Source organism: Salmonella sp. 741265116_PST, from assembly GCF_046567715.1.
GTDB lineage: Bacteria > Pseudomonadota > Gammaproteobacteria > Enterobacterales > Enterobacteriaceae > Salmonella > Salmonella enterica.
This window is the reverse complement of record NZ_JBKFPH010000004.1, coordinates 98,189-118,850: the sequence shown is the minus strand read 5'-3', so window position 1 is coordinate 118,850 and position 20,662 is coordinate 98,189. Positions and strand designations below refer to the sequence as shown.

General features: G+C 54.4%; 23 protein-coding genes. 9 read left to right on the top strand and 14 right to left on the bottom strand.

Going from position 1 to position 20,662, the window contains the following annotated elements:
• Positions 1-141 precede the first annotated feature (141 nt).
• From sseA to timP, 3 genes are all read left to right on the top strand, one after another.
• Positions 142-984, top strand: coding sequence for a 3-mercaptopyruvate sulfurtransferase (sseA, locus tag ACLD11_RS04610; protein ID WP_000205241.1), 843 nt, complete (start codon positions 142-144; stop codon positions 982-984).
• A 245-nt stretch (positions 985-1,229) separates the two neighbouring features.
• Complete coding sequence (locus ACLD11_RS04605) at positions 1,230-1,898, top strand: DUF5066 family protein (protein WP_411014599.1); 669 nt, start codon at positions 1,230-1,232, stop codon at positions 1,896-1,898.
• Positions 1,899-2,313: 415 nt separating this feature from the next.
• Positions 2,314-2,430 (top strand): small toxic inner membrane protein TimP, encoded by a 117-nt coding sequence (timP, locus tag ACLD11_RS04600; RefSeq protein ID WP_411014598.1) that lies wholly within the window; start codon positions 2,314-2,316, stop codon positions 2,428-2,430.
• Between the two features lie 36 nt (positions 2,431-2,466).
• On the opposite strand, the gene sseB is transcribed toward timP, so the two are convergent.
• From sseB to trmJ, 11 genes are all read right to left on the bottom strand, one after another.
• Entirely contained in the window at positions 2,467-3,243 is a 777-nt protein-coding gene (sseB, locus tag ACLD11_RS04595; protein ID WP_001522413.1) for an enhanced serine sensitivity protein SseB, read from the bottom strand.
• Between the two features lie 109 nt (positions 3,244-3,352).
• Complete coding sequence (pepB, locus tag ACLD11_RS04590; protein ID WP_000133536.1) at positions 3,353-4,636, bottom strand: aminopeptidase PepB; 1,284 nt, start codon at positions 4,634-4,636, stop codon at positions 3,353-3,355.
• Positions 4,637-4,689: 53 nt separating this feature from the next.
• On the bottom strand, positions 4,690-4,890 hold the full coding sequence (iscX, locus tag ACLD11_RS04585) for a Fe-S cluster assembly protein IscX (RefSeq protein ID WP_000523621.1): 201 nt from the start codon (positions 4,888-4,890) through the stop codon (positions 4,690-4,692).
• Positions 4,891-4,901: 11 nt separating this feature from the next.
• The gene (fdx, locus tag ACLD11_RS04580; RefSeq protein WP_001124466.1) at positions 4,902-5,237 is read right to left on the bottom strand and encodes an ISC system 2Fe-2S type ferredoxin; all 336 of its coding nucleotides are present in this window, start codon (positions 5,235-5,237) and stop codon (positions 4,902-4,904) included.
• Position 5,238: 1 nt separating this feature from the next.
• A complete protein-coding gene (gene hscA, locus ACLD11_RS04575) occupies positions 5,239-7,089 on the bottom strand; it encodes a Fe-S protein assembly chaperone HscA (protein ID WP_183058977.1) in 1,851 nt (616 codons plus the stop codon).
• 12 nt (positions 7,090-7,101) lie between these two features.
• Entirely contained in the window at positions 7,102-7,617 is a 516-nt protein-coding gene (gene hscB, locus ACLD11_RS04570) for a co-chaperone HscB (protein ID WP_000384398.1), read from the bottom strand.
• Between the two features lie 195 nt (positions 7,618-7,812).
• Positions 7,813-8,136, bottom strand: coding sequence for an iron-sulfur cluster assembly protein IscA (gene iscA, locus ACLD11_RS04565; RefSeq protein ID WP_000028952.1), 324 nt, complete (start codon positions 8,134-8,136; stop codon positions 7,813-7,815).
• 28 nt (positions 8,137-8,164) lie between these two features.
• Positions 8,165-8,551 carry a Fe-S cluster assembly scaffold IscU gene (iscU, locus tag ACLD11_RS04560; protein WP_000331704.1) on the bottom strand — a complete coding sequence of 129 codons (387 nt, stop codon included), beginning with the start codon at positions 8,549-8,551 and terminating at the stop codon, positions 8,165-8,167.
• A 27-nt stretch (positions 8,552-8,578) separates the two neighbouring features.
• Positions 8,579-9,793: a cysteine desulfurase gene (gene iscS / locus ACLD11_RS04555; protein WP_000775263.1), complete on the bottom strand. Its 1,215-nt coding sequence runs from the start codon at positions 9,791-9,793 to the stop codon at positions 8,579-8,581.
• Positions 9,794-9,973: 180 nt separating this feature from the next.
• Positions 9,974-10,468 carry a Fe-S cluster assembly transcriptional regulator IscR gene (gene iscR, locus ACLD11_RS04550; RefSeq protein ID WP_001241346.1) on the bottom strand — a complete coding sequence of 165 codons (495 nt, stop codon included), beginning with the start codon at positions 10,466-10,468 and terminating at the stop codon, positions 9,974-9,976.
• 159 nt (positions 10,469-10,627) lie between these two features.
• The gene (gene trmJ / locus ACLD11_RS04545; RefSeq protein WP_000940032.1) at positions 10,628-11,359 is read right to left on the bottom strand and encodes a tRNA (cytosine(32)/uridine(32)-2'-O)-methyltransferase TrmJ; all 732 of its coding nucleotides are present in this window, start codon (positions 11,357-11,359) and stop codon (positions 10,628-10,630) included.
• A 118-nt stretch (positions 11,360-11,477) separates the two neighbouring features.
• Between trmJ and suhB the strand changes: the two genes are divergently transcribed.
• From suhB to asrC, 5 genes are all read left to right on the top strand, one after another.
• Positions 11,478-12,281, top strand: coding sequence for an inositol-1-monophosphatase (gene suhB, locus ACLD11_RS04540; protein ID WP_000553473.1), 804 nt, complete (start codon positions 11,478-11,480; stop codon positions 12,279-12,281).
• Between the two features lie 144 nt (positions 12,282-12,425).
• Positions 12,426-13,304, top strand: coding sequence for an alpha/beta hydrolase (locus ACLD11_RS04535; protein WP_411014597.1), 879 nt, complete (start codon positions 12,426-12,428; stop codon positions 13,302-13,304).
• A gap of 181 nt (positions 13,305-13,485) precedes the next feature.
• Positions 13,486-14,529, top strand: a complete 1,044-nt coding sequence (gene asrA, locus ACLD11_RS04530) for an anaerobic sulfite reductase subunit AsrA (protein ID WP_411011408.1) — start codon at positions 13,486-13,488, stop codon at positions 14,527-14,529.
• A gap of 3 nt (positions 14,530-14,532) precedes the next feature.
• Complete coding sequence (gene asrB, locus ACLD11_RS04525) at positions 14,533-15,351, top strand: anaerobic sulfite reductase subunit AsrB (RefSeq protein ID WP_000017585.1); 819 nt, start codon at positions 14,533-14,535, stop codon at positions 15,349-15,351.
• A 10-nt stretch (positions 15,352-15,361) separates the two neighbouring features.
• Positions 15,362-16,375: a sulfite reductase subunit C gene (gene asrC, locus ACLD11_RS04520; protein WP_000020685.1), complete on the top strand. Its 1,014-nt coding sequence runs from the start codon at positions 15,362-15,364 to the stop codon at positions 16,373-16,375.
• On the opposite strand, the gene ACLD11_RS04515 is transcribed toward asrC, so the two are convergent.
• Together ACLD11_RS04515 and ACLD11_RS04510 are read right to left on the bottom strand one after the other, a co-directional pair.
• The gene (locus tag ACLD11_RS04515; protein ID WP_000111006.1) at positions 16,376-17,362 is read right to left on the bottom strand and encodes a nickel/cobalt transporter; all 987 of its coding nucleotides are present in this window, start codon (positions 17,360-17,362) and stop codon (positions 16,376-16,378) included.
• A complete protein-coding gene (locus tag ACLD11_RS04510) occupies positions 17,353-17,991 on the bottom strand; it encodes a DUF1007 family protein (RefSeq protein WP_183058982.1) in 639 nt (212 codons plus the stop codon). Before ACLD11_RS04510 ends, ACLD11_RS04515 begins: the two co-directional genes overlap by 10 nt.
• 125 nt (positions 17,992-18,116) lie before the next feature.
• On the opposite strand from ACLD11_RS04510, the gene csiE reads away from it, so the two are divergent.
• The gene (gene csiE / locus ACLD11_RS04505) at positions 18,117-19,394 is read left to right on the top strand and encodes a stationary phase inducible protein CsiE (protein WP_183058983.1); all 1,278 of its coding nucleotides are present in this window, start codon (positions 18,117-18,119) and stop codon (positions 19,392-19,394) included.
• On the opposite strand, the gene ACLD11_RS04500 is transcribed toward csiE, so the two are convergent.
• Positions 19,389-20,528, bottom strand: a complete 1,140-nt coding sequence (locus ACLD11_RS04500) for a 3-phenylpropionate MFS transporter (RefSeq protein WP_001173729.1) — start codon at positions 20,526-20,528, stop codon at positions 19,389-19,391. The genes csiE and ACLD11_RS04500 overlap by 6 nt on opposite strands.
• Positions 20,529-20,662: the final 134 nt, after the last annotated feature.

The following is a 20,662-nucleotide window of genomic DNA, read 5'->3' as shown; positions in this document are numbered from 1 at the left end:
TGTGTAAGTCCGTATTACTGTGATGATGCGAAAATTTTACGCAGAAATGTGGTTTCGCCAGCCAAAACAGCCTCTTCTACTTGTCCCTTTTCGGGAAACGTCCGACAATTTGTCCATAATCAGGTAACAATGGAGATGCCCATGACCACCGCCTTTTTTGTCGCCGCCGACTGGCTTGCCGAACATATTGATGATCCGGAAATACAGATTCTTGACGCCCGTATGGCGCCGCCAGGACAGGAACATCGTGATATGGCGGGCGAATATCGCGCCGGACATATTCCCGGCGCGCTGTTTTTTGATATTGAAGCGCTTTCCGATCGCGCATCGCCGCTGCCGCATATGATGCCGCGCCCGGAAGCGTTTGCGGTGGCCATGCGTGAACTGGGTGTTCGCCAGGATAAACACCTGGTCATATACGATGAAGGCAATCTGTTCTCCGCTCCGCGGGCATGGTGGATGCTGCGCACGTTCGGTGCCGAGAAAGTGTCCATTCTGGCGGGCGGACTGGCGGGCTGGCAGCGCGACGAATGGCTATTGCGCGAAGGCGAGGAAGCGCATGAAGGAGGCGAGTTTGAGGCGAAATTCGCGCCGCAAGCCGTGGTGCGTCTCACCGACGTATTGCTGGCAAGCCATGAAAAAACCGCACAAATCGTTGACGCGCGTCCGGCGGCGCGTTTTAACGCTCAGGCTGATGAACCGCGTCCGGGGCTGAGGCGCGGACACATTCCTGGCGCGCTAAACGTCCCGTGGACGGAACTGGTGTATGAGGGCGAATTAAAGACCACTGACGAACTGAATGAGGTTTTTTTCAGCCACGGCGTGAGTTTCGACAGACCGATTATCGCCAGTTGCGGTTCCGGCGTGACGGCCGCGGTCGTGGTGCTGGCGCTCGCCACGCTGGATGTGCCTGACGTCACGCTTTACGACGGCGCGTGGAGCGAATGGGGCGCGCGTACCGATTTACCGGTTGAACCCGCTTAATATCTGCCATGCCGGATGGCGCTCACGCTTATCCGGCCTACCGTTCAGGCTGATGTAAAACGATCTACAGACATTGTTTTTATTCAGCTCTTTTCCGCTGTCCTGCAAACGGGCATTATTTTCTCTTAATAAAATCCTATTTTTTATCGGTAAATACTTTACGTCGGGTATAAGGAGTATCATCACCGCTGTTTTGGTTTTTACCAGGAAATAACTCCTGTAAATATAATTTTTAAGGATGGAAAATGGATATTTCACTCGCTAATTTAATTGAGTTGGTTAAAAAGGTTAACCGCAATAAGGTGCCTAATCCTATGCCTGCTGAGGAAATAAGTCGTCTGCGAGTGCGTAAGTATCGCGATCCGCAAAATACGGAAACCACTGAGTTACCTGAAAGCCTGAAGGCGCTACTGGCCTACGACCGCGATCTACTTAGCAATTATAATATGCCTGTGATTGAAACATTACAAAGATCTATTGATAAAGAGGGAGTAATACATTCTTACTCTCCTGATGAAGAGGCGTATTACGGCGTTGGCATGGATGGCTCAGGTATTGATATTGAAGATCTGATGCCTGTCTGGAGTAACGATCCCCGTCTTCCGGCATTAATTCGTATCGATCATGTCGGCGATCAGGCCATTTTTATCTATATCACAGAACGGGATGCCAACGGCGAATACCCTATTGCCCGCATGGAACGTAATGAATTCTGGCTGGCGGAGTCTTCCCTGGTGGAATATCTCTATAATATTATTTCGGGCGCTAAAGACATTGGCTTTACCGAAGAGGATTTACATCTTCCGCAATGGCAGGCACAGCAAAAAATGAATGAAAAACGCGATGCCGCTTTACTTGACCTGGAGAATTATCATGAGGAGCTTTGGGCAAAACTGGACGCGCTCGGCGATTAATCGACATGATGCCGGATGGCGCTCACGCTTATCCGGCCTACCGTTCAGGCTGATGTAAAACGAATCTACATAAATTCGGTTTAAGCAGGCCACAAAAAAACCGCTCAATTGAGCGGTTTTTTTGTGCTGGTCCGGTTCGCGGCCTTCCCAGCAGGCTTTGTTGCCATAGCAACGCAGGCACACCGTAGGGGATTAATACTCCCTTTTAAGGGAGCAAATGTCAATATGATTTATCGGGAAACTATTCAACATTTGAGGTATTATCTTTCCCGGCCCTTTCCGCCGTCTCGCAAACGGGCGCTGGCTTCAGGAGAGGATAACCCATGGCCGTAAGCGCAGGCACACCGTAGTGCCTGCTATCACGGCATTATCGCCAGCGGTGCTGCCGTGATGCGGTCTTCGCAAGGACCGCAACATGAAGGTACGATGCTTTTGTGTCGTGCTTCTTGTTTCTGGCACGTTGTGTCTTCACACAGACAGAAGCTACTCAGGTAATTCTGTTCCCGTAACGCTCAACGTCCAGAGCAGGTAAGCCAGGAGGCCGCCCTGTTGGGCGGCTTTCTTTTCTTCAGATGATGCGATTCTGTTTAAAATCGCGCAGGAACCCGCCCCAGCGGCGCTCGTAGAACGGCGCGATATGCTCGGTGATAAAGTGGCTGATACCCTGCTCGCCCTTTCTCACCTGACAAATATCGATCGGTTCGTCACCCGGTAACGTGTCGGTCGCCACATTGCCCGCTGCGTGAATGATCTCTTCAATATCGCCGTCAGCCTCAATGCCAATCAGCAGATTGGGTTGGGCGTCCGCATGTTCTTTAATCGCGCAGAGAAACGCGCGTTTCACCGGTTTGATGGTTTTAAACAGCGTAGTGAGGGAATCAATCATCTGCGACGGCGGCTCGGCCACTTCGGATAAAATAAGCGACTCGCCGCCTTCCAGCACTTCCTGCGTACTTAATGGACTGCCTTCCTCAGCGAGAAGCAGGCTGATTTCACGCGGCATAAACTCTTTGCCGGTCGGCAATTTAGCGTTGAGGAATAGCGTTTCGCCAAGCGTCATTTCAAACAGCGTGCGCGCCGGCATCACCACAAACGCCTGTTCGTCTTCCACGGCCTGCTGCAGCGCCTCCAGAGAAGTAAAGAAGGGAATGACGGTCGTGCCGTCTTCTTTTTCCCAGTGCTGCAAATCCAGAGCGCTGTCTTCCACAATCGCCTCGCCTTCGGCAGCGCTGCCCGGCACCCAGACGGTGGACTCCAGTAAGGTACGGAAAAATGCCGGACGATGCGCGGGCTCAGTCGCCGCTTTCTCCAGCAAGATTTCTAATTCATTTTTAGTTTCGGACATAGGAATCACAAATTATGTATATGGGTTGTAGGCCTGATAAGACGCACGGCGTCGCCATCAGGCAAAATGCCGGGTGGCGCTTCGCTTACCCGGCCTACAAAAACACCGTTCAGGCGGTCAGCAAATTCGCGATGGTGCGCACACCCAGACCGGTTGCCCCGGCAGCCCACTGCTCAACCGGCGCTTTGCGATAAGTGGCGGAACAGTCAATGTGCAGCCAGCCTTCGCGGTAATTTTCAACAAAGTGCGACAGAAAACCCGCGGCAGTGCTTGCCCCGGCGGGATACGCCGCGCTGCCGGTGTTGTTCAGTTCCGCAAAGTTAGACGGCAGCTGGTTACGGTGGAACTCCGCCAGCGGCAGACGCCAGAACGGTTCATTCTCTTGCGCCGCGCTGGTCAGCAAGCGCCCCGCCAGCGTATCGTCAAAACTGAATAGCGCATGGTAGTCGTTACCCAGCGCCGTTTTCGCCGCGCCGGTTAACGTCGCCATATCAATGATTAGCTGTGGGTGTTGCGCGCTGGCGTCAATCAGACCATCTGCCAGCACCAGTCGCCCTTCCGCATCGGTATTCATGACTTCGACATTCTTACCATTACGGTAGCGAATAATATCGCCCAGTTTAAACGCATTGCCGCTGATCAGATTATCGGCGCAGCACAGGAACAGTTTTACGCGTTTATTCAACCCACGGGTAATGGCGAACGCCAGCGCGCCCGTTACTGTCGCCGCGCCGCCCATATCGGATTTCATTGAGTCCATAAAAGCGCTTTGTTTGATACTGTAGCCGCCGGAGTCAAAGGTGATACCTTTACCGACCAGGCAGGCATAAACCGGCGCATCTTTGTCTCCCGTCGGGTTGTAATCCAGCGCCAGCAGCACCGGCGGACGCTCAGAACCACGGCCTACGGTATGCAACCCCATATAGTTCTGCTCGCGCAGATCTTCGCCTTTGGTGATACGATAAGTGACGCTATCGCACGCGACGCTGCACAGCAGATCCACTGCGCGCTGCGCCAGTTGCTCCGGCCCAAGCTCTTCCGCCGGAGCATTAATGGTGTCGCGCACCCAGTCAATAATGGTCAGGCGGTTATCCAGTTCCTGACGTTGGGCATCGTCTAAATCCGGCCACATTACGGTACGGACGCCTTTTGGTCCTTTGTAACCCGCCCAGAATGCCCAACAACGCTCGATATCCCATCCTTCGCCTGTCAGCGCGACCTGTTTTATTCCCAGGCCGTCGATTTTACGCGCCGCACGCTGGATCAACCCCAGATCGTCTTTACCGTTAAGATGCAAGGTAATACCGTCGTTATTAATACTGTAAGTGGCTTTATCGCCCCAGCGCGCATCGGCAGGCTGCGTGGAAAGCGTAATTTTCATGGCTTCTGTCATTGTTATTTTCCTTATTAGCAAACGGGCCGCCGTAGGGCAGCCCGTTATTTGACTTACTCTGCTTCATCCAACCAGACTAGCAGAATCGCCTCCAGAATTTTTTCATTGGATGCGTTAGGGTCGTCGTCAAAATCGTCCAGTTCGCAGATCCACTGATGCAGATCGGTGAAACGAACGGTTTTAGGATCGACATCAGGATATGCGTCGTATAACGCTTCGCCGATCTCGCGGCTATCGGTCCACTTGAGTCCCATACTACCCTCTGTTAATGCTCACGCGCATGGTTGATTGTGTAACGTGGAATTTCGATAACCAGATCGTCGTCGGTAACGCGGGCCTGGCAGCTCAGTCGACTTTCCGGCTCCAGCCCCCACGCTTTATCCAGCATATCGTCTTCTTCTTCCGAACTTTCCGGCAAGGAGTCGAAGCCTTCACGTACAATACAGTGACAGGTGGTGCAGGCGCACGATTTCTCACAGGCGTGTTCAATCTCGATGCCGTTACGCAGCGCAACGTCAAGAATGGTTTCACCGGTCTCAGCTTCCAGAACTGCGCCATCCGGACAAAGATCCTGATGAGGCAGAATAACAATCTTCGGCATGTTAAACCTCGTCTACGGAATGGCCTTTCAACGCGCGACGAACCGACTGGTCCATGCGGCGAGCGGCAAATTCCTGGGTTTGTTTATCTACGTTTTTAATGGCTTGTTCTATGGCGTCAACATCATCGCCTTGTGCGACCGCGCTTAAATGTGCGGCGGCATCATCAATGCATTGACGTTCTGCGGCGCTTAACAGCGCGGCGTCGGCAGTTAGCGCGCCGGTCAAACTTTCCAGCACGCGCGCGGCTTCGACTTTTTGCTCCGCCAGCATACGCGCTTTCACGTCCTGCTCGGCAAAACTCATGGAATCCTTGATCATCGAGGCGATTTCACCATCGGTCAGGCCATAGGAAGGTTTGACCTGAATGGAGGCCTCGACGCCGGTGGATTTTTCCATTGCGGTGACGCTCAACAGGCCATCGGCGTCTACCTGGAAGGTCACGCGAATATGCGCCCCGCCCGCCGGCAGCGGCGGAATCCCGCGCAGCGCAAAGCGCGCCAGCGAGCGGCAGTCCTGCACCAGTTCGCGTTCGCCCTGCATCACATGGATAGACATCGCGGTCTGACCGTCTTTGAAGGTGGTGAAATCCTGCGCGCGCGCCACCGGGATAGTGGTGTTGCGCGGAATGACTTTTTCCACCAGGCCGCCCATCGTCTCCAGCCCAAGAGAGAGTGGAATCACGTCCAGCAGCAGCATTTCGCTGTCCGGCTTGTTGCCGACCAGAATATCGGCCTGAATCGCTGCGCCGATAGCGACCACTTTATCCGGGTCGATAGCGGTTAACGGCGTGCGGCCAAAAAATTCGCCCACCCGCTCACGCACCAGCGGTACACGGGTCGAACCGCCGACCATGACCACTTCCAGAACGTCCTGGGGATCAACGCCGGCATCTTTCAATGCGCGACGGCAGGCCAATAGCGTGCGCTTAACCAGCGCGGAAATGAGATCGTTAAAGGTTTCACGGGTGATTTCACCCTGCCAGCCCGCAACATTAACACGAACGGTATCGGCATCGCTTAAGGCGATTTTCGCGGTAATCGCGGCATCCAGCAATTCGCGCTGAACGCGATTGTCGCTACGATCGGCAATTCCCGCCTGCTCACGAATATAGTCCGCCAGCAGATGGTCAAAGTCGTCGCCGCCGAGCGCAGAATCACCGCCCGTCGCCAGCACTTCAAACACCCCGCGGCTCAGGCGTAAAATAGAGATATCGAAGGTACCGCCGCCGAGATCGTAAACAGCAATAACGCCTTCTTTGCCTGAGTCCAGACCGTAGGCAATCGCCGCCGCCGTCGGTTCGTTGAGCAGGCGCAGTACATGCAGGCCTGCCAGCCGCGCGGCGTCTTTCGTCCCCTGACGTTGGGCATCATCGAAATAGGCGGGAACGGTAATCACCACGCCATCCAGCTCGCCGGAGAGCGATTCGCTAGCCCGCGCGGCCAGCGCTTTGAGAATATCAGCCGATACGCGTACCGGATTGAGCAATCCAGCCGCCGTGTCAATCATCGGCAGCCCATTAACGCTTGCCTTAAACCGGTAAGGCAGATGCGGATAGCGCGCCTGGATATCCGCCAGCGAGCGTCCCATCATGCGTTTCACAGAGCTGATAGTGTTGGCCGTATCCTGCGCGGCATTGTCGCGCGCAGCGTAACCGACCGTATGGCCCTGCTGCTGATAGTGAACCACTGAAGGCAACAGGTGGCGCCCTTCGTGGTCAGGCAGAGTTTCCGCCTGGCCGCTGCGAACCGTCGCAACCAGAGAGTTGGTAGTGCCTAAGTCGATGCCCGCCGCCAGACGACGCTGATGCGGCGCGGCGCTCAGACCAGGCTCACTAATTTGTAATAAGGCCATGTTAGATTCCAGTTAAAAATCGAGCAGCTTTTCTTCGAGTTGTTCTGCGCTGCTTCGCAGTTTATCGAGAAACCGCAGTTTGCGCACCGTATCCGCCGCCGCGTCCCACGCGGCGTTGTCCAACTGTTCCACCATTTGCTGAAGACGAGCATCAAACATCTTTTGTACGCGTTTGATGAAGCTTTCCAGCCGCACGTCGTCTTTTGATTGCTCGATATCGTCCAGCTCTTCGCGAAGCGTGAGTTGTTCCATCAGAAACGCGGTGTCGCGTACCGTATGCTGCTCACTGGCCAGATCGAACCCGTGTAAGGAAAGCAGATACTCCGCGCGCGTCAAAGGATGACGCAGCGTTTGCCAGGCCTGGTTGATCGTGGCGGATTGCTGGACGGCGGCAAGCTGCTGCGCCTGAGTGCCGTTGGCAAATTTGTCAGGGTGATACTGGCGTTGCAGATCCTGAAAACGAAGGCTCAGCGCCTGGGTGTCAATCTGATAACGGGCTGGTAAGCCAAAGAGGGTGAAGTAATCCATAACATTCTCAGGGATAGCCTGTCAGAACAAACCCCACACGCAGGCGACCACGGTGGGGTTATACCTTCTTACTTCGCGCCGCAGATGCGTTGTCTGCGCGGGTTCCCCCAGTCACTTACTTAAATAAGCGCCTGGGGATTCACTCGCTTGCCGCTTTTCTGCAGCACGAATGCTCGGTATAACAGCGGAACACGGTTACACGTGGAAGCTTTCGCCGCAACCACACTCATCTTTCACATTCGGGTTGGAGAATTTAAACCCTTCGTTCAGACCTTCTTTTACGAAGTCCAGCTGTGTACCGTCCAGAAATTGCAGGCTCTTGCCGTCAACCACTACCTTAACGCCTTTGTCTTCAAACACGGTGTCTTCCGCCGTTGGCTCGTCAACAAATTCCAGTACATAAGCCATACCTGAGCAGCCGGAGGTTCTCACGCCCAGACGCAGACCAAACCCTTTACCACGGTTGGCCAGGAAGGTATTAACTCGCGCTGCTGCACTGTCGCTAAGTGTAATCGACATAACAAAACCTCAATGTTAACGTTCTATTTTATTTCGCTTCGCGTTTGCTTTTGTAATCCGCAATAGCGGCTTTAATCGCGTCTTCCGCCAGAATAGAGCAGTGAATTTTCACCGGCGGCAGCTCCAGTTCGTCTGCAATGTCGGTGTTTTTAATCGCCTGCGCTTCGTCCAGGGATTTCCCTTTCACCCACTCCGTTACCAGAGAACTGGAGGCGATAGCGGAACCGCAGCCGTAAGTCTTGAAGCGCGCGTCTTCAATGATACCTTCATCGTTAACTTTAATCTGCAACTTCATGACGTCGCCGCAAGCCGGAGCGCCAACCATGCCGCTTCCCACGTTATCGTCGTTGTTGTCAAACGACCCTACGTTACGCGGGTTCTCATAGTGATCGATTACTTTTTCGCTGTAAGCCATTATAAATTCTCCTGATTCCGATACCGATTAATGATGTGCCCATTCGATGCTGTTCAGATCCACACCCTGCTTGTACATTTCCCACAGTGGAGAAAGGTCACGCAGACGGCCAATGGATTTACGAACCAGATCAATGGTGTAGTCGATCTCTTCTTCAGTGGTAAAACGACCTAAAGAGAAACGGATAGAGCTATGCGCCAGCTCGTCATTCATGCCCAACGCGCGCAGCACGTAGGACGGTTCCAGACTGGCGGAGGTACAGGCGGAACCGGAAGAAACCGCCAGGTCTTTCAGCGCCATAATCAGCGACTCGCCTTCAACGTAGTTAAAGCTCACGTTGAGAATGTTTGGCGCGCCCTGCTCAAGGTCGCCGTTCAGGTAAACTTCTTCAATATCTTTGATGCCGTTCCATAGACGGTTACGCAGACCGCGCAGACGGGCCATTTCGGTCTCCATCTCTTCTTTCGCGATACGGTAAGCTTCGCCCATGCCGACGATCTGGTGGACAGGCAGAGTACCAGAGCGCATACCGCGCTCGTGCCCGCCGCCATGCATCTGCGCTTCAATGCGAATACGCGGCTTACGACGCACATACAGCGCGCCAATGCCTTTCGGACCATAAATTTTATGACCAGAGAAGGACATCAGATCCACTTTCAGTTGGCTCAGGTCGATAGGCAGTTTGCCCACGCTCTGGGTGGCGTCAACGTGGTAGATGATACCGCGCGCGCGGCACATTTCGCCGATGGTCGCGATATCCTGCACCACGCCGATTTCGTTGTTCACGTGCATGATGGAAACCAGAATGGTGTCGTCACGCATCGCTGCTTCGAGCTCGTTGAGATCGATGATGCCGTTGCGCTGGGGCGCAAGGTAGGTCACTTCAAACCCTTCGCGCTCAAGCTGACGGCAGGTGTCCAGCACCGCTTTGTGCTCGGTCTTGCTGGTGATGATGTGCTTGCCTTTTTTCTGATAAAAGTTGGCAGCGCCTTTGATCGCCAGGTTATCAGACTCCGTCGCCCCTGAGGTAAAGACGATTTCACGCGGGTCGGCACCGACCAGCTCAGCAATCTGGTTGCGGGCGATATCGACGGCTTCTTCAGCCTGCCAGCCGAAACGGTGTGAACGAGACGCCGGGTTCCCAAAGGTTCCGTCCAGGGTCAGAAACTGCATCATTTTCTCGGCAACACGCGGGTCCACCGGCGTGGTTGCGGAGTAGTCGAGATAAATCGGTAATTTCATTGCTCTTAAACTCCGTACATCACTCAATGCAAGGAATCAGGCAACCGGCTGGATGTACGACCGTGTTGACGGGACGTCCGCGTCCCGGCCTGATTCTGAATTCTTTTTTACGCTTCATCCTTCAGACGACCGCGGCATTCACCGCATGAGGCCGCCAGAAGAGATGGCGTAATATTTTAATTAAGCGCGTAATTTAACGTCGATAGCGTCCTGCGCACGACCACTGGCGCGCGGCGCGTCATGCGTGTGCTGGCGACCAGACACATCCAGAACTTCCTGGTTATTCACCAGCTCGCCTAAGGTAATATTGTTGAGAAAACCGGTCAGGCGATCGCTTAAATCACGCCACAGCGCATGGGTCAGGCATTTATCGCCGCCCTGGCAGCCGCCTTTGCCCTGGCAACGGGTCGCGTCAACGGATTCATCAACCGCGCTGATCACTTCGCCGACCGCGATACTGCCAGCATCTTTACCCAGCAGATAACCGCCGCCCGGCCCGCGTACGCTGGAAACCAGACCGTTTTTACGTAAACGGGAAAATAGCTGTTCCAGATAAGAAAGGGAAATCCCCTGACGTTCAGAAATATCAGCCAACGGTACCGGGCCCGCTTCGGAGTTGAGCGCAACGTCTAACATTGCGGTCACGGCATAACGCCCTTTAGATGTCAGTCTCATGTCTTACTTAACCTCAAACTCGCCCCTGCCCGGGGTTTTTTATTGTAAAATGGGGGTATTGCATAGCAGGGACAAGTCTGACATTCCCGAGTAATTTGGTCAACTATTTACTTGAGTAAATTAGTCAGGTATTTAGCGTTCCGTGCGGTATTGACGCGGTTACTTGCCTTTATTCTGCTGCTCAATAGACGCCAGAATCCCACGCAGAATATTCAACTCCTGGCTTTCCGGGCGGGCGCGGGTAAACAGACGGCGCAATTTATTCATCACCTGCCCCGGATGGTTTTCGCGAATAAAGCCAGTGGAGAGCAACGTCTGCTCCAGATGGCCGTAGAAACGTTCAAGATCGTCCACCAGCGGATACGGCGTCTCTTCATGATCTGCCGCGTCGCCGTTTTCCTGCGTTGCCAGCCAGGCCATACGGACTTCATACGCGATGACCTGTACCGCCATCGCCAGATTCAACGAGCTATACTCCGGGTTAGCGGCAATCGCGACGTGATAATGGCATTTTTGCAATTCATCGTTAGTCAGCCCGACACGCTCACGACCAAAAACCAGCGCAACCGGCGTATTTGCCGCTTCCGCCACGCTTTTTAAGCCGCACTCGCGCGGATCAAGCATCGGCCACGGCAGAGTGCGGGAGCGGGCGCTGGTGCCGACCACCAGGCTACAGCCAGCCAACGCTTCATCCAGCGTATCGACGATCTGCGCATTACCGATCACATCGCTGGCGCCTGCCGCCAGGGCGATGGCCTGGGAGTCCGGTTTCACCAACGGGTTTACCAGCCACAGGTTGGTTAAGCCCATGGTTTTCATAGCGCGAGCCACAGAGCCCATATTGCCGGTGTGGGAGGTTTCCACCAGCACAATTCGAATGTTTTGCAGCATTGTCTTTCTTCAGCTAAAGATTATTCTGACATCTTACCATAAAACCAAGACAGATTCCGATCTCGCTGCTATACTCTGCGCCGTTTTCCCGTTCTTTAACATCCAGTGAGAGAGACCGATGCATCCGATGCTGACCATCGCCGTGCGCGCAGCGCGCAAGGCGGGTAATGTAATTGCCAAAAACTATGAAACTCCGGACGCTGTAGAAGCGAGCCAAAAAGGCAGTAACGATTTTGTGACCAATGTAGATAAGGCCGCTGAAGCGGTAATTATCGACACCATTCGCAAATCTTACCCGCAACACACTATTATCACCGAAGAAAGCGGTGAGCACGTTGGCACAGATCAGGATGTTCAATGGGTTATCGATCCGCTGGATGGCACCACCAACTTCATCAAACGTCTGCCACACTTCTCTGTTTCCATTGCTGTACGCATTAAAGGCCGTACTGAAGTGGCTGTCGTTTACGATCCGATGCGTAACGAACTGTTCACCGCCACCCGCGGTCAGGGTGCGCAGCTGAACGGCTACCGTCTGCGCGGCAGTACCGCGCGCGATCTGGACGGCACTATCCTCGCTACCGGCTTCCCGTTCAAAGCCAAACAATACGCGACCACCTACATTAATATTATCGGCAAGCTGTTCACCGAATGCGCCGATTTCCGCCGCACCGGTTCCGCCGCGCTGGATCTGGCCTATGTGGCTGCAGGTCGTGTCGATGGTTTCTTTGAAATTGGCCTTCGTCCGTGGGATTTCGCCGCGGGCGAACTGCTGGTTCGTGAAGCGGGCGGTATCGTCAGCGATTTCACCGGCGGCCATAACTACATGATGACCGGTAATATCGTGGCGGGGAATCCGCGCGTCGTTAAAGCCATGCTGGCGAATATGCGCGACGAACTGAGCGATGCGCTGAAGCGCTAAGTCTCTTCGGCGGATGGGGCCACTCATCCGCCGTGCCTTTTCAGGCGTTTTTCCTAAACACAACCTGATTGCTTTACTTGCCTGCATGTTTTTGTACGATCGCTCCCTGCTCCGCTATTGGCATAAAGCGGCAAGGAAGCGAACATGACCCTTCAACATACCCGACGCATCGTCAAATCCCTTTTTATTCTGTTTATCATTGTGGTCTGTATTTACCTGCTACCCCGCGTAGCGATCAATGCCTTTTATTACCCGGACAATAAAGTCTATGGGCCAACCCCTGCCGAAGCTGAATCCATTACCTTTACCGCCAAAGATGGTACGCATCTGCACGGCTGGTTTATTCCTTCTGCTTTCGGCAGGCCGGAAAACGCCGTCGCGACGGTGATTCATGTCCATGGCAACGCCGGAAATATGTCGGCGCACTGGCCGTTAGTCAGTTGGCTGCCAGAACGCAACGTAAACCTGTTTATGTTTGATTACCGTGGTTTTGGCGAATCGGAGGGCACCCCATCACAAGAGGGGCTACTGGACGATACGAAAAGCGCGATAGATTATGTGCGGCATCGCGACGACATTAACCCCGAGCGCCTGGTACTGCTGGGGCAGAGCCTGGGCGGCAATAATGTACTGGCCGCCGTAGGACACTGCGCAGGCTGCGCTAATATGCGCTACGCCGACCAGGCGGGCATACGTGCGATTATCCTCGACTCAACGTTTTTATCCTATTCCTCCATCGCCAACCAGATGATCCCGGGCAGCGGCTATTTGCTTGATGACCGCTATAGCGCGGATCGTAATATCGCCAGCGTCAGCCCCATTCCGGTATTGATTCTTCATGGCACGGCAGACCATGTTATTCCCTGGCAGGACAGTGAGAAATTGTATGCCCTCGCCCGGGAGCCCAAACAAAAAATCTTCATTCCTGACGGCGATCACATTGATGCTTTTTCCGGACGTTATGCAAACCTTTACCGTGATGCAATGATTAAATTTATTCAGACCGCGCTATCCGCTAAATAGCGCGACGCTGTATATATGCATATTTTATGATTAAGAATATATTTATTATACCGATAGTAAAAACCATTTTTTCCCGTTAGCGAAGGCGGTGGATTAGCGCTAGCGTAACAGTAATATTCAACTGATTTTTATAACAATTTATTTTCATTTGTTTTTCCTGAATATTACTGTGGAGTATGTGATGGCTATCAAAATTACGCCTGACGAGTTTAGTCTGCTTATCCAGCGATTAAACAAAAAATGGCGCGTGTTTGCCCCGTCCGCAGAGTTTCGCGGCGGACGTTTTTCCGACACTGACAACATTATTTATCAACGGATTAGCGGCTGGCGCGATCTCATCTGGCACGAGAAATCGCACATGTCGCCGAATACCATTATTGCCCCTATCACCGAAACGCTCTTTTATTTCGATAAAGACACCATTCAAATTGCCGAGACAGACACTTCCCCGATAATCATCTTTGCCCGCGCCTGCGACATTAACGCCATGTCGCGGCTGGATTATATGTATTTATCAAATGGGAATAATTCCGATTACAGTTATCAACTGCTACGGGAGCATATTCGTTTCGTCCTTATTGAGTGTGAAGAAAGCTTCGAAAATTGTTTCTGCGTCTCAATGGGTACCAATAAAACTGACTGTTATAGCGCCGCCATGCGTTTTAGCGATGAGGGCGCGCTTGTCAGCATCCGCGATCCCTTTATCGAGGCGGCGATACAAGGGCTGGGGCAGGAGGCTGACTATACCCCCTCTTTCGTCAGCGAAAACCGGGAAACCGTCGTCACGCCGGACAGCGTTTGCCACGATCCGCAAAAAATTCGCGACATTCTCACCCGCCATCCGCTATGGGACGCCTACGACAGCCGCTGCATCAGTTGTGGCCGCTGCACTACCGGGTGCCCAACCTGTACCTGCTATAGCGTCTTTGACGTCGCCTATGATGAAAATCAGCAGCGCGGCGAACGCCGCCGCCAGTGGGCAAGCTGCATGGTGCCGGGCTTTAGCGACATGGCCGGCGGTCATGGTTTTCGCGAAAAACCCGGCGAGCGTCTGCGCTACCGCGCCCTGCATAAGGTCAATGACTACAAAGCGCGCAACGGCATTGAACATATGTGCGTCGGCTGCGGCCGCTGCGACGATCGCTGCCCGCAATACATCAAATTTTCTTTGATTATCAACAAAATGACTGCTGCCGTTCGGCAGGCGCTGGCAGAGGAGGCATAACGCATGTCACATTGTTCCTGTCATGATAAACCGCAGCACAGTTTGCTGCCTGCGGCGTACCGCATCCTCAGTATTACTCGCCACACGCCGCTGGAGTGGAATTTCCGCGTGGCCGTCGATTTTCCCGCGCACTGGGGGCAATTTGTTGAGGTGTCGCTGCCGCGCGTCGGCGAAGCGCCCATCTCCGTTTCCGACTACGGCGACGGCTGGATAGATCTGCTGATTCGTAATGTCGGAAAAGTGACCAGCGCCCTCTTTACGCTGAAAGAAGGCGACAACGTGTGGCTACGCGGCTGCTATGGCAATGGCTATCCGGTCGATACGCTGCGCCATAAACCCTTACTGGTTGTCGCAGGCGGCACGGGCGTCGCGCCGGTGAAAGGCTTAATGCGCTATTTCGTTGAGAATCCCCAGGAAATTGGTCAGCTGGATATGATTCTCGGCTATAAAAATCGCGATTGCGTGCTGTACAAAGAAGAAATGGCGACGTGGCACGGCAAACATAATCTGGTGCTCACGCTGGATGAAGGCGAGGCTGATGACCGTTACCAGATTGGTCGGGTGACCGATCGGCTTGCCGACATGACGCTTAGCGATATCGACACCATGCAGGCCATCGTCGTTGGGCCGCCAATAATGATTACCTTTACCGTAAAAATGCTGCTGCAAAAAGGGCTCAAGCCGGAGCAAATCTGGGTGGACTACGAACGCCGGATGGCCTGCTCCGTCGGGAAGTGCGGCCACTGCCGTATGGGCGAAGTGTATGTCTGCACCGACGGCCCGATATTTAACTACGCCGTCGCGCAACGTTTTGCCGATTAAGGAGAACATCATGAGCATTGATATTGATATCATTAAAGCCCGTGCGAAAAACGAATATCGCCTGTCAAAAGTGCGCGGCGAAGCCATGATCAGCGTCCGCATTCCCGGCGGTATTTTGCCCGCGCATTTGCTGACGGTGGCGCGTGACATCGCCGAAACCTGGGGCAACGGACAAATTCACCTCACTACCCGCCAGAAGCTGGCGATGCCGGGTATCCGTTACGAAGATATCGACAACGTGAACGCCGCGCTGGAACCGTTTCTTCGCGAGATTGAAATAGAACTGTGCGACGTCCAGGTTGAGGATACCAAAGCGGGCTATCTCGCTATTGGCGGGCGAAATATTGTCGCCTGTCAGGGGAACCGCATTTGCCAGAAAGCCAACACTGACACGACCGGTCTGTCCCGTCGTCTTGAAAAACTGGTCTATCCCAGCCCTTATCATCTCAAAACGGTCATCGTTGGCTGCCCGAATGATTGCGCGAAGGCGTCAATGGCCGATCTGGGAATTATTGGCGTGGCGAAAATGCGCTTCACTGCCGATCGCTGTATCGGTTGCGGCGCCTGCGTGAAGGCCTGTAGTCACCACGCGGTAGGCTGCCTGGCGCTGAAGAACGGCAAAGCGGTCAAAGAAGAGTCCGCCTGTATCGGCTGCGGCGAGTGCGTGCTGGCCTGCCCGACGCTGGCCTGGCAACGTAAGCCGGATCAGCTCTGGCAAGTCCGTCTGGGCGGACGCACCAGTAAAAAGACGCCGCGCGTCGGCAAGCTCTTCCTCAACTGGGTGACTGAAGATGTGATAAAGCAGGTGATCGTTAACCTGTATGAATTTGAAAAAGAGATGCTCGGCGGAAAACCGATCTATCTACATATGGGCCATCTGATCGACAAAGGCGGCTACCTGCGTTTTAAAGAACGGGTACTGCGCGGCGTTCAGCTCAATCCGGAAGCGATGGTCGCCGAACGCATTTACTGGGCCGAAGACGAATCCGTCGCGCGGATGCATCTCAAACCCGCCGGGCACTAATCAACCACGCCATGGCCGCAGCCCGCCCACAGGCTGCGGCACGCTAAACCACATGACCAGCGCCGCGACAAGCAGTATGACCCCTCCGGCCAGCGCCAGCGTTGACCAGCCTACCTGCCGCCATAACGCCGGCGCTTTGTTTCCACTGAGTTTCACCGCCAGAGCACGAAAAGTGTGTACCAGCAGCGCCAGCGAGGTAATCGTTAGCGAGGTTCCCGCCGCCATCGCCAGTACCGACGCCATTCCCCAGCTAAAAACGCCAATCACTTTACTGAATAACAGCACCATTATCGCGCCGGAACAGGGCCGCATCCCCATAGACAGTACGATCATGAGTCGCGCGCGCCAGTCATCGCCGCTATGCAATTGTTCCTGCGTCGGTAGATGCTGATGTCCGCAGCCGCATTTTTCATGGTGAACATGGCGCGGCGTAAAAGCGATAAAGACAGGTTTACGTAGCAGCGCGCGTAACCTTTTTATGGCCCGCCAGCACAGCAAGATGCCCAGCCCGCCAACTAACGCATAGCTCCCCTTTTCCAGCCAGAAGCCGCTCAGATGGAGCTGCCTGGCCGGAAGTTGCAATACGGTCAGCACGCCCACCACCAACCCGATAGCCACAAGCCCCTGCAATAACGCGGCGGCGAGGGTTAACACGATACTCGATTTCAGCTTCGAAGGATGCGTCGCCAGCCATGTCGCGATCACCACTTTACCGTGTCCCGGCCCCAGCGCATGAAGCACGCCATACATAAAACTCAGCAGAAGCAACGATCCGCCCGCCCGCTCAGGATGCGTCGCCACCGCGTTAAGCAGCGCGCTCAACTGCTGATTTACGTCCCGCTGCCAAAGAGCGCTTTTCAACATCACCTGCGGCCAGGCCTGCCATATCCACAGACCGCCAACCAGCATCAGCAGCAGGAATAACGCCAATGGCCACAGCGAGAGCCAGCGCCGCCCCGGAGCGCGTTGAGAAAAAATTACTGACATTGCAAGGTCACCGTTTGGGCAAACTGTTTACCTAAATCCATATCCTCCGGCGGCGCGTCCTCTTTATCCAGCGACTGGGCGAAACGTAGTGTCTCTTCGCCGGGCGCAGGAGTATAAACCTGAATCTGACACTTTTCGCGCAGCGGTTCCGGCATCGTGATATCGCTGTCCTGGTCATAATGCATATCAACATAATAAGAGGGATCAAACGTTGAAAAGGTATAAGTCTGACCGCTTAACGGCTGCGGTTCAGCCAGCGGCAGCGTAAAGGTCAATACCGCCTGATGCGCGTCACGCGTCATACCGTATTCTGTCGGCCTGTTTTTAAACTTCACTTTCGCGCCATTGCGCCACACTTCTGTAAAGTAGTGCTGCCCAAGTACGTTAGCCATCACTTCCGCCGCCAACTTTTTCCATATTTCTGACCCCGGCGCCGCGTTTCCGGCGTCATACAGCAGATCTGCGGACGTCAGCGCGTCCATTGTCCAGCGCATTTTTAACGCCACAAATTGCTCATTTTCACTGACCACCTGCGTTTGCAGACGGATGAAGCTGTGCGGATGCGCCGCCGCCACGAAAGATAAAACGGCGAGAAATAGTGTTAAGGCGCTGCGTTTCACTGACTTCATCTGTTCCTCGCGATAAAAATTCTGTGACGCTCCTCAGCATTCCAGGCCTAAAAGCACGCTTATCACGTTTTTCACACGCAAACTTTAGCTATCCTTACCAGACAAACTAACGGGAGACCTGACAGATGATGCCGACAATTGCCCCACCATCTGTACTTTCCGCTCCCCAGCGCCGCTGTCAGGTATTGCTGACGCTTTTCCAGCCGGAGCCAATTGCCACGGTGGAAATCTTCAGCGCGCTTAATGGCGTTGATGATGATACTGCCCGTGAGGATATCACTGAGACAAGCCTGGAGATCCAGCGCTATCATCGCCTTGCCATCACAACATGCCAGAACGGTTGCTATCGGATCGAAGGTACAGCACTCGATCAGCGCCTTTGCCTTTTACACTGGCTCAGGCGCGGCCTGCGTTTATGCCCGACCTTCGTCACGCAACAGTTTACCCCGGCCTTAAAAAACGCGCTAAAGCAGCGCGGTATCGCGCGTCCGCTGTATGACGATATTAATCTGCACGCGCTCATCAATCTGTGCGCCCGCCGGTTGCAAAAACCATTTGAACATCGCGACGTGCAGTTCCTGCGTCTCTTTTTACAGTATTGTCTGCTACAACACCATGCCGGCATCACCCCGGAATTCAACCCTGTGCAGCAGATTTGGGCGCAGTCGTGCGCGGAATATCCACTCGCCCAGGAAATTGGTCGTCACTGGCAGCGCCACGTGATGCAGGCCGCACCGCTCAATGAAGCGCTGTTTATGGCGTTACTGTTTTCAATGATTCGCCTCCCCGACCCGATTCGCGACACGCATCAACGGGCGCAGCAACTGCGGCTGGAGGTGGCGCGGCTGGTGCTGCGCTTTCGAGAAAAAGGGAACGTACGCTTCAGCGACGAACAAGGGCTTAACGATCAGTTGTATGTCCATCTCGCCCAGGCGCTGAACCGAAGTTTATTCACGATTGGCATCGATAATACGCTTCCGGAAGAGTTCAACCGTCTTTATCCGCGTCTGGTTCGCACCACACGTGAGGCGCTCGCCGGGTTTGAAGCCGAATATGGTATCCACTTTTCCGAGGAAGAGACGGGGCTGGTGGCAGTGATTTTCGGCGCCTGGCTAATGCAGGATAACGATTTGCATGAAAGACAGATCGTATTGTTAGCGGATAAAAATGATGCGCTGGAGACGCATATTGAGCAGCAACTGCGTGAACTGACCCTGTTGCCGCTGAATATCAGACGGGTATCGCTCCAGGCGTTTCAAAAAGAGGGATGCCCGCGCGGCGTAGCGCTGATTGTTACCCCTTACGCCACGCCGCTACCGCTCTTCTCACCGCCATTAATTCATGCGGATCGCACCCTCACAGCGCACCAACAGCAGCAGATCCGCAAGATCCTGGAATCATGACGCGGCAACCACTTTGGGCCGAAGGAAGATAGCGGGCAATGCCACCAGCGCCATAATCCAGAACACGCCGCCGCCCAGATGTTGATACAGAAAACCGGCAAATACCGTCATAATCGCGATACTGCCGCCCATCGCCACAGCGGAATAGACGGCCTGCAAACGAATCACCTCGCTTCCCTGACGCGCAGCGATATAGCGCATGGCGGCCAGATGGCAAACGGTAAACGTGCCACAGTGCAGGATTTGTATCACAATCAGCCACGGCAGCGCCGTACTCCAGCCCATCAGTCCCCAGCGTACCACGCCGCACACAGCAGAAAGCAACAGCAAGTCGCGGGCGCTAAACCGGCGGAATAGCTTTTTACTCAGGGCAAAAATGATCACTTCCGCCACCACGCCCAACGACCATAAATAGCCGACCGCCGATGCTGAATAGCCAGCCCCCTGCCAGTAGATGGCGCTAAAACCGTAGTAGGCGGCGTGCGCCCCTTGCAGCAAGCAGACGCAGGCGAGAAAACGCCAACTTTGTGCCACCAGCGTACGCCAGGCGGGCCAGCCTGCGCTCTCCTGCTGACGGCTTTCCCCTTGCGGCGGCACGCTGGGACGTAACAACATACCCAGCAACATTGAGGCGACGCCGAGCGTCAATAGCGCCAGAATCGCCTGGTAATCGTATAAACTCACCAGCTTACCGGTCAGCGCCGACCCTATCACGAAGGCGATGGACCCCCATAGCCGCACCCGACCATAGTCCAGGGTAATTTGCTTTTGCCAGGTATTGGCCAGCGCATCGGTCAGCGGCACCAGTGGTGAAAAGAAGAGGTTAAACCCAACCATCACCACCATTAGCCACGCGACATGCGTTCCTGCCCAAAATGCCAGCGCAAATACCAGCGTCAGCAATGCCAGTACGCGCAGCGCGGAGATCAACCGCGAAGGATCGCTTACGCGAGGCGCAATGAGCAGACTGCCGAGAAAACGCGCGACCAGACCCACGCCCAGCAGAAGACCGATGGTTTCCGGCGTTAGCCCAAGACCTTTGAGCCAGACGCTCCAGAAGGGCAGAAAAATACCGTAACTAAAGAAGTAGGTGAAATAACTGAGCGCCAGCCAGCGCGTGGAATGCAATGCCATGATTCCCTCCCGTTTGGAGGCGATAGTCTGGCGGTAAACGGTTGCGCTGGCAAGGGTAACATAAGATTAACAAGCGGAGGGAGAAGTTCAAACGGCAACGCCGCCGGATAATGGCTTTCGGCGACGTCACGTTA

Bases quoted from the DNA above. Each gene is read 5' to 3' on its own strand.
- sseA (WP_000205241.1), top strand. From the start codon at position 142: ATGACCACCGCCTTTTTTGTCGCCGCCGACTGGCTTGCCGAACATATT.
- ACLD11_RS04605 (WP_411014599.1), top strand. From the start codon at position 1,230: ATGGATATTTCACTCGCTAATTTAATTGAGTTGGTTAAAAAGGTTAAC.
- timP (WP_411014598.1), top strand. From the start codon at position 2,314: ATGAAGGTACGATGCTTTTGTGTCGTGCTTCTTGTTTCTGGCACGTTG.
- sseB (WP_001522413.1), bottom strand. From the start codon at position 3,243: ATGTCCGAAACTAAAAATGAATTAGAAATCTTGCTGGAGAAAGCGGCG.
- pepB (WP_000133536.1), bottom strand. From the start codon at position 4,636: ATGACAGAAGCCATGAAAATTACGCTTTCCACGCAGCCTGCCGATGCG.
- iscX (WP_000523621.1), bottom strand. From the start codon at position 4,890: ATGGGACTCAAGTGGACCGATAGCCGCGAGATCGGCGAAGCGTTATAC.
- fdx (WP_001124466.1), bottom strand. From the start codon at position 5,237: ATGCCGAAGATTGTTATTCTGCCTCATCAGGATCTTTGTCCGGATGGC.
- hscA (WP_183058977.1), bottom strand. From the start codon at position 7,089: ATGGCCTTATTACAAATTAGTGAGCCTGGTCTGAGCGCCGCGCCGCAT.
- hscB (WP_000384398.1), bottom strand. From the start codon at position 7,617: ATGGATTACTTCACCCTCTTTGGCTTACCAGCCCGTTATCAGATTGAC.
- iscA (WP_000028952.1), bottom strand. From the start codon at position 8,136: ATGTCGATTACACTTAGCGACAGTGCAGCAGCGCGAGTTAATACCTTC.
- iscU (WP_000331704.1), bottom strand. From the start codon at position 8,551: ATGGCTTACAGCGAAAAAGTAATCGATCACTATGAGAACCCGCGTAAC.
- iscS (WP_000775263.1), bottom strand. From the start codon at position 9,793: ATGAAATTACCGATTTATCTCGACTACTCCGCAACCACGCCGGTGGAC.
- iscR (WP_001241346.1), bottom strand. From the start codon at position 10,468: ATGAGACTGACATCTAAAGGGCGTTATGCCGTGACCGCAATGTTAGAC.
- trmJ (WP_000940032.1), bottom strand. From the start codon at position 11,359: ATGCTGCAAAACATTCGAATTGTGCTGGTGGAAACCTCCCACACCGGC.
- suhB (WP_000553473.1), top strand. From the start codon at position 11,478: ATGCATCCGATGCTGACCATCGCCGTGCGCGCAGCGCGCAAGGCGGGT.
- ACLD11_RS04535 (WP_411014597.1), top strand. From the start codon at position 12,426: ATGACCCTTCAACATACCCGACGCATCGTCAAATCCCTTTTTATTCTG.
- asrA (WP_411011408.1), top strand. From the start codon at position 13,486: ATGGCTATCAAAATTACGCCTGACGAGTTTAGTCTGCTTATCCAGCGA.
- asrB (WP_000017585.1), top strand. From the start codon at position 14,533: ATGTCACATTGTTCCTGTCATGATAAACCGCAGCACAGTTTGCTGCCT.
- asrC (WP_000020685.1), top strand. From the start codon at position 15,362: ATGAGCATTGATATTGATATCATTAAAGCCCGTGCGAAAAACGAATAT.
- ACLD11_RS04515 (WP_000111006.1), bottom strand. From the start codon at position 17,362: ATGTCAGTAATTTTTTCTCAACGCGCTCCGGGGCGGCGCTGGCTCTCG.
- ACLD11_RS04510 (WP_183058982.1), bottom strand. From the start codon at position 17,991: ATGAAGTCAGTGAAACGCAGCGCCTTAACACTATTTCTCGCCGTTTTA.
- csiE (WP_183058983.1), top strand. From the start codon at position 18,117: ATGATGCCGACAATTGCCCCACCATCTGTACTTTCCGCTCCCCAGCGC.
- ACLD11_RS04500 (WP_001173729.1), bottom strand. From the start codon at position 20,528: ATGGCATTGCATTCCACGCGCTGGCTGGCGCTCAGTTATTTCACCTAC.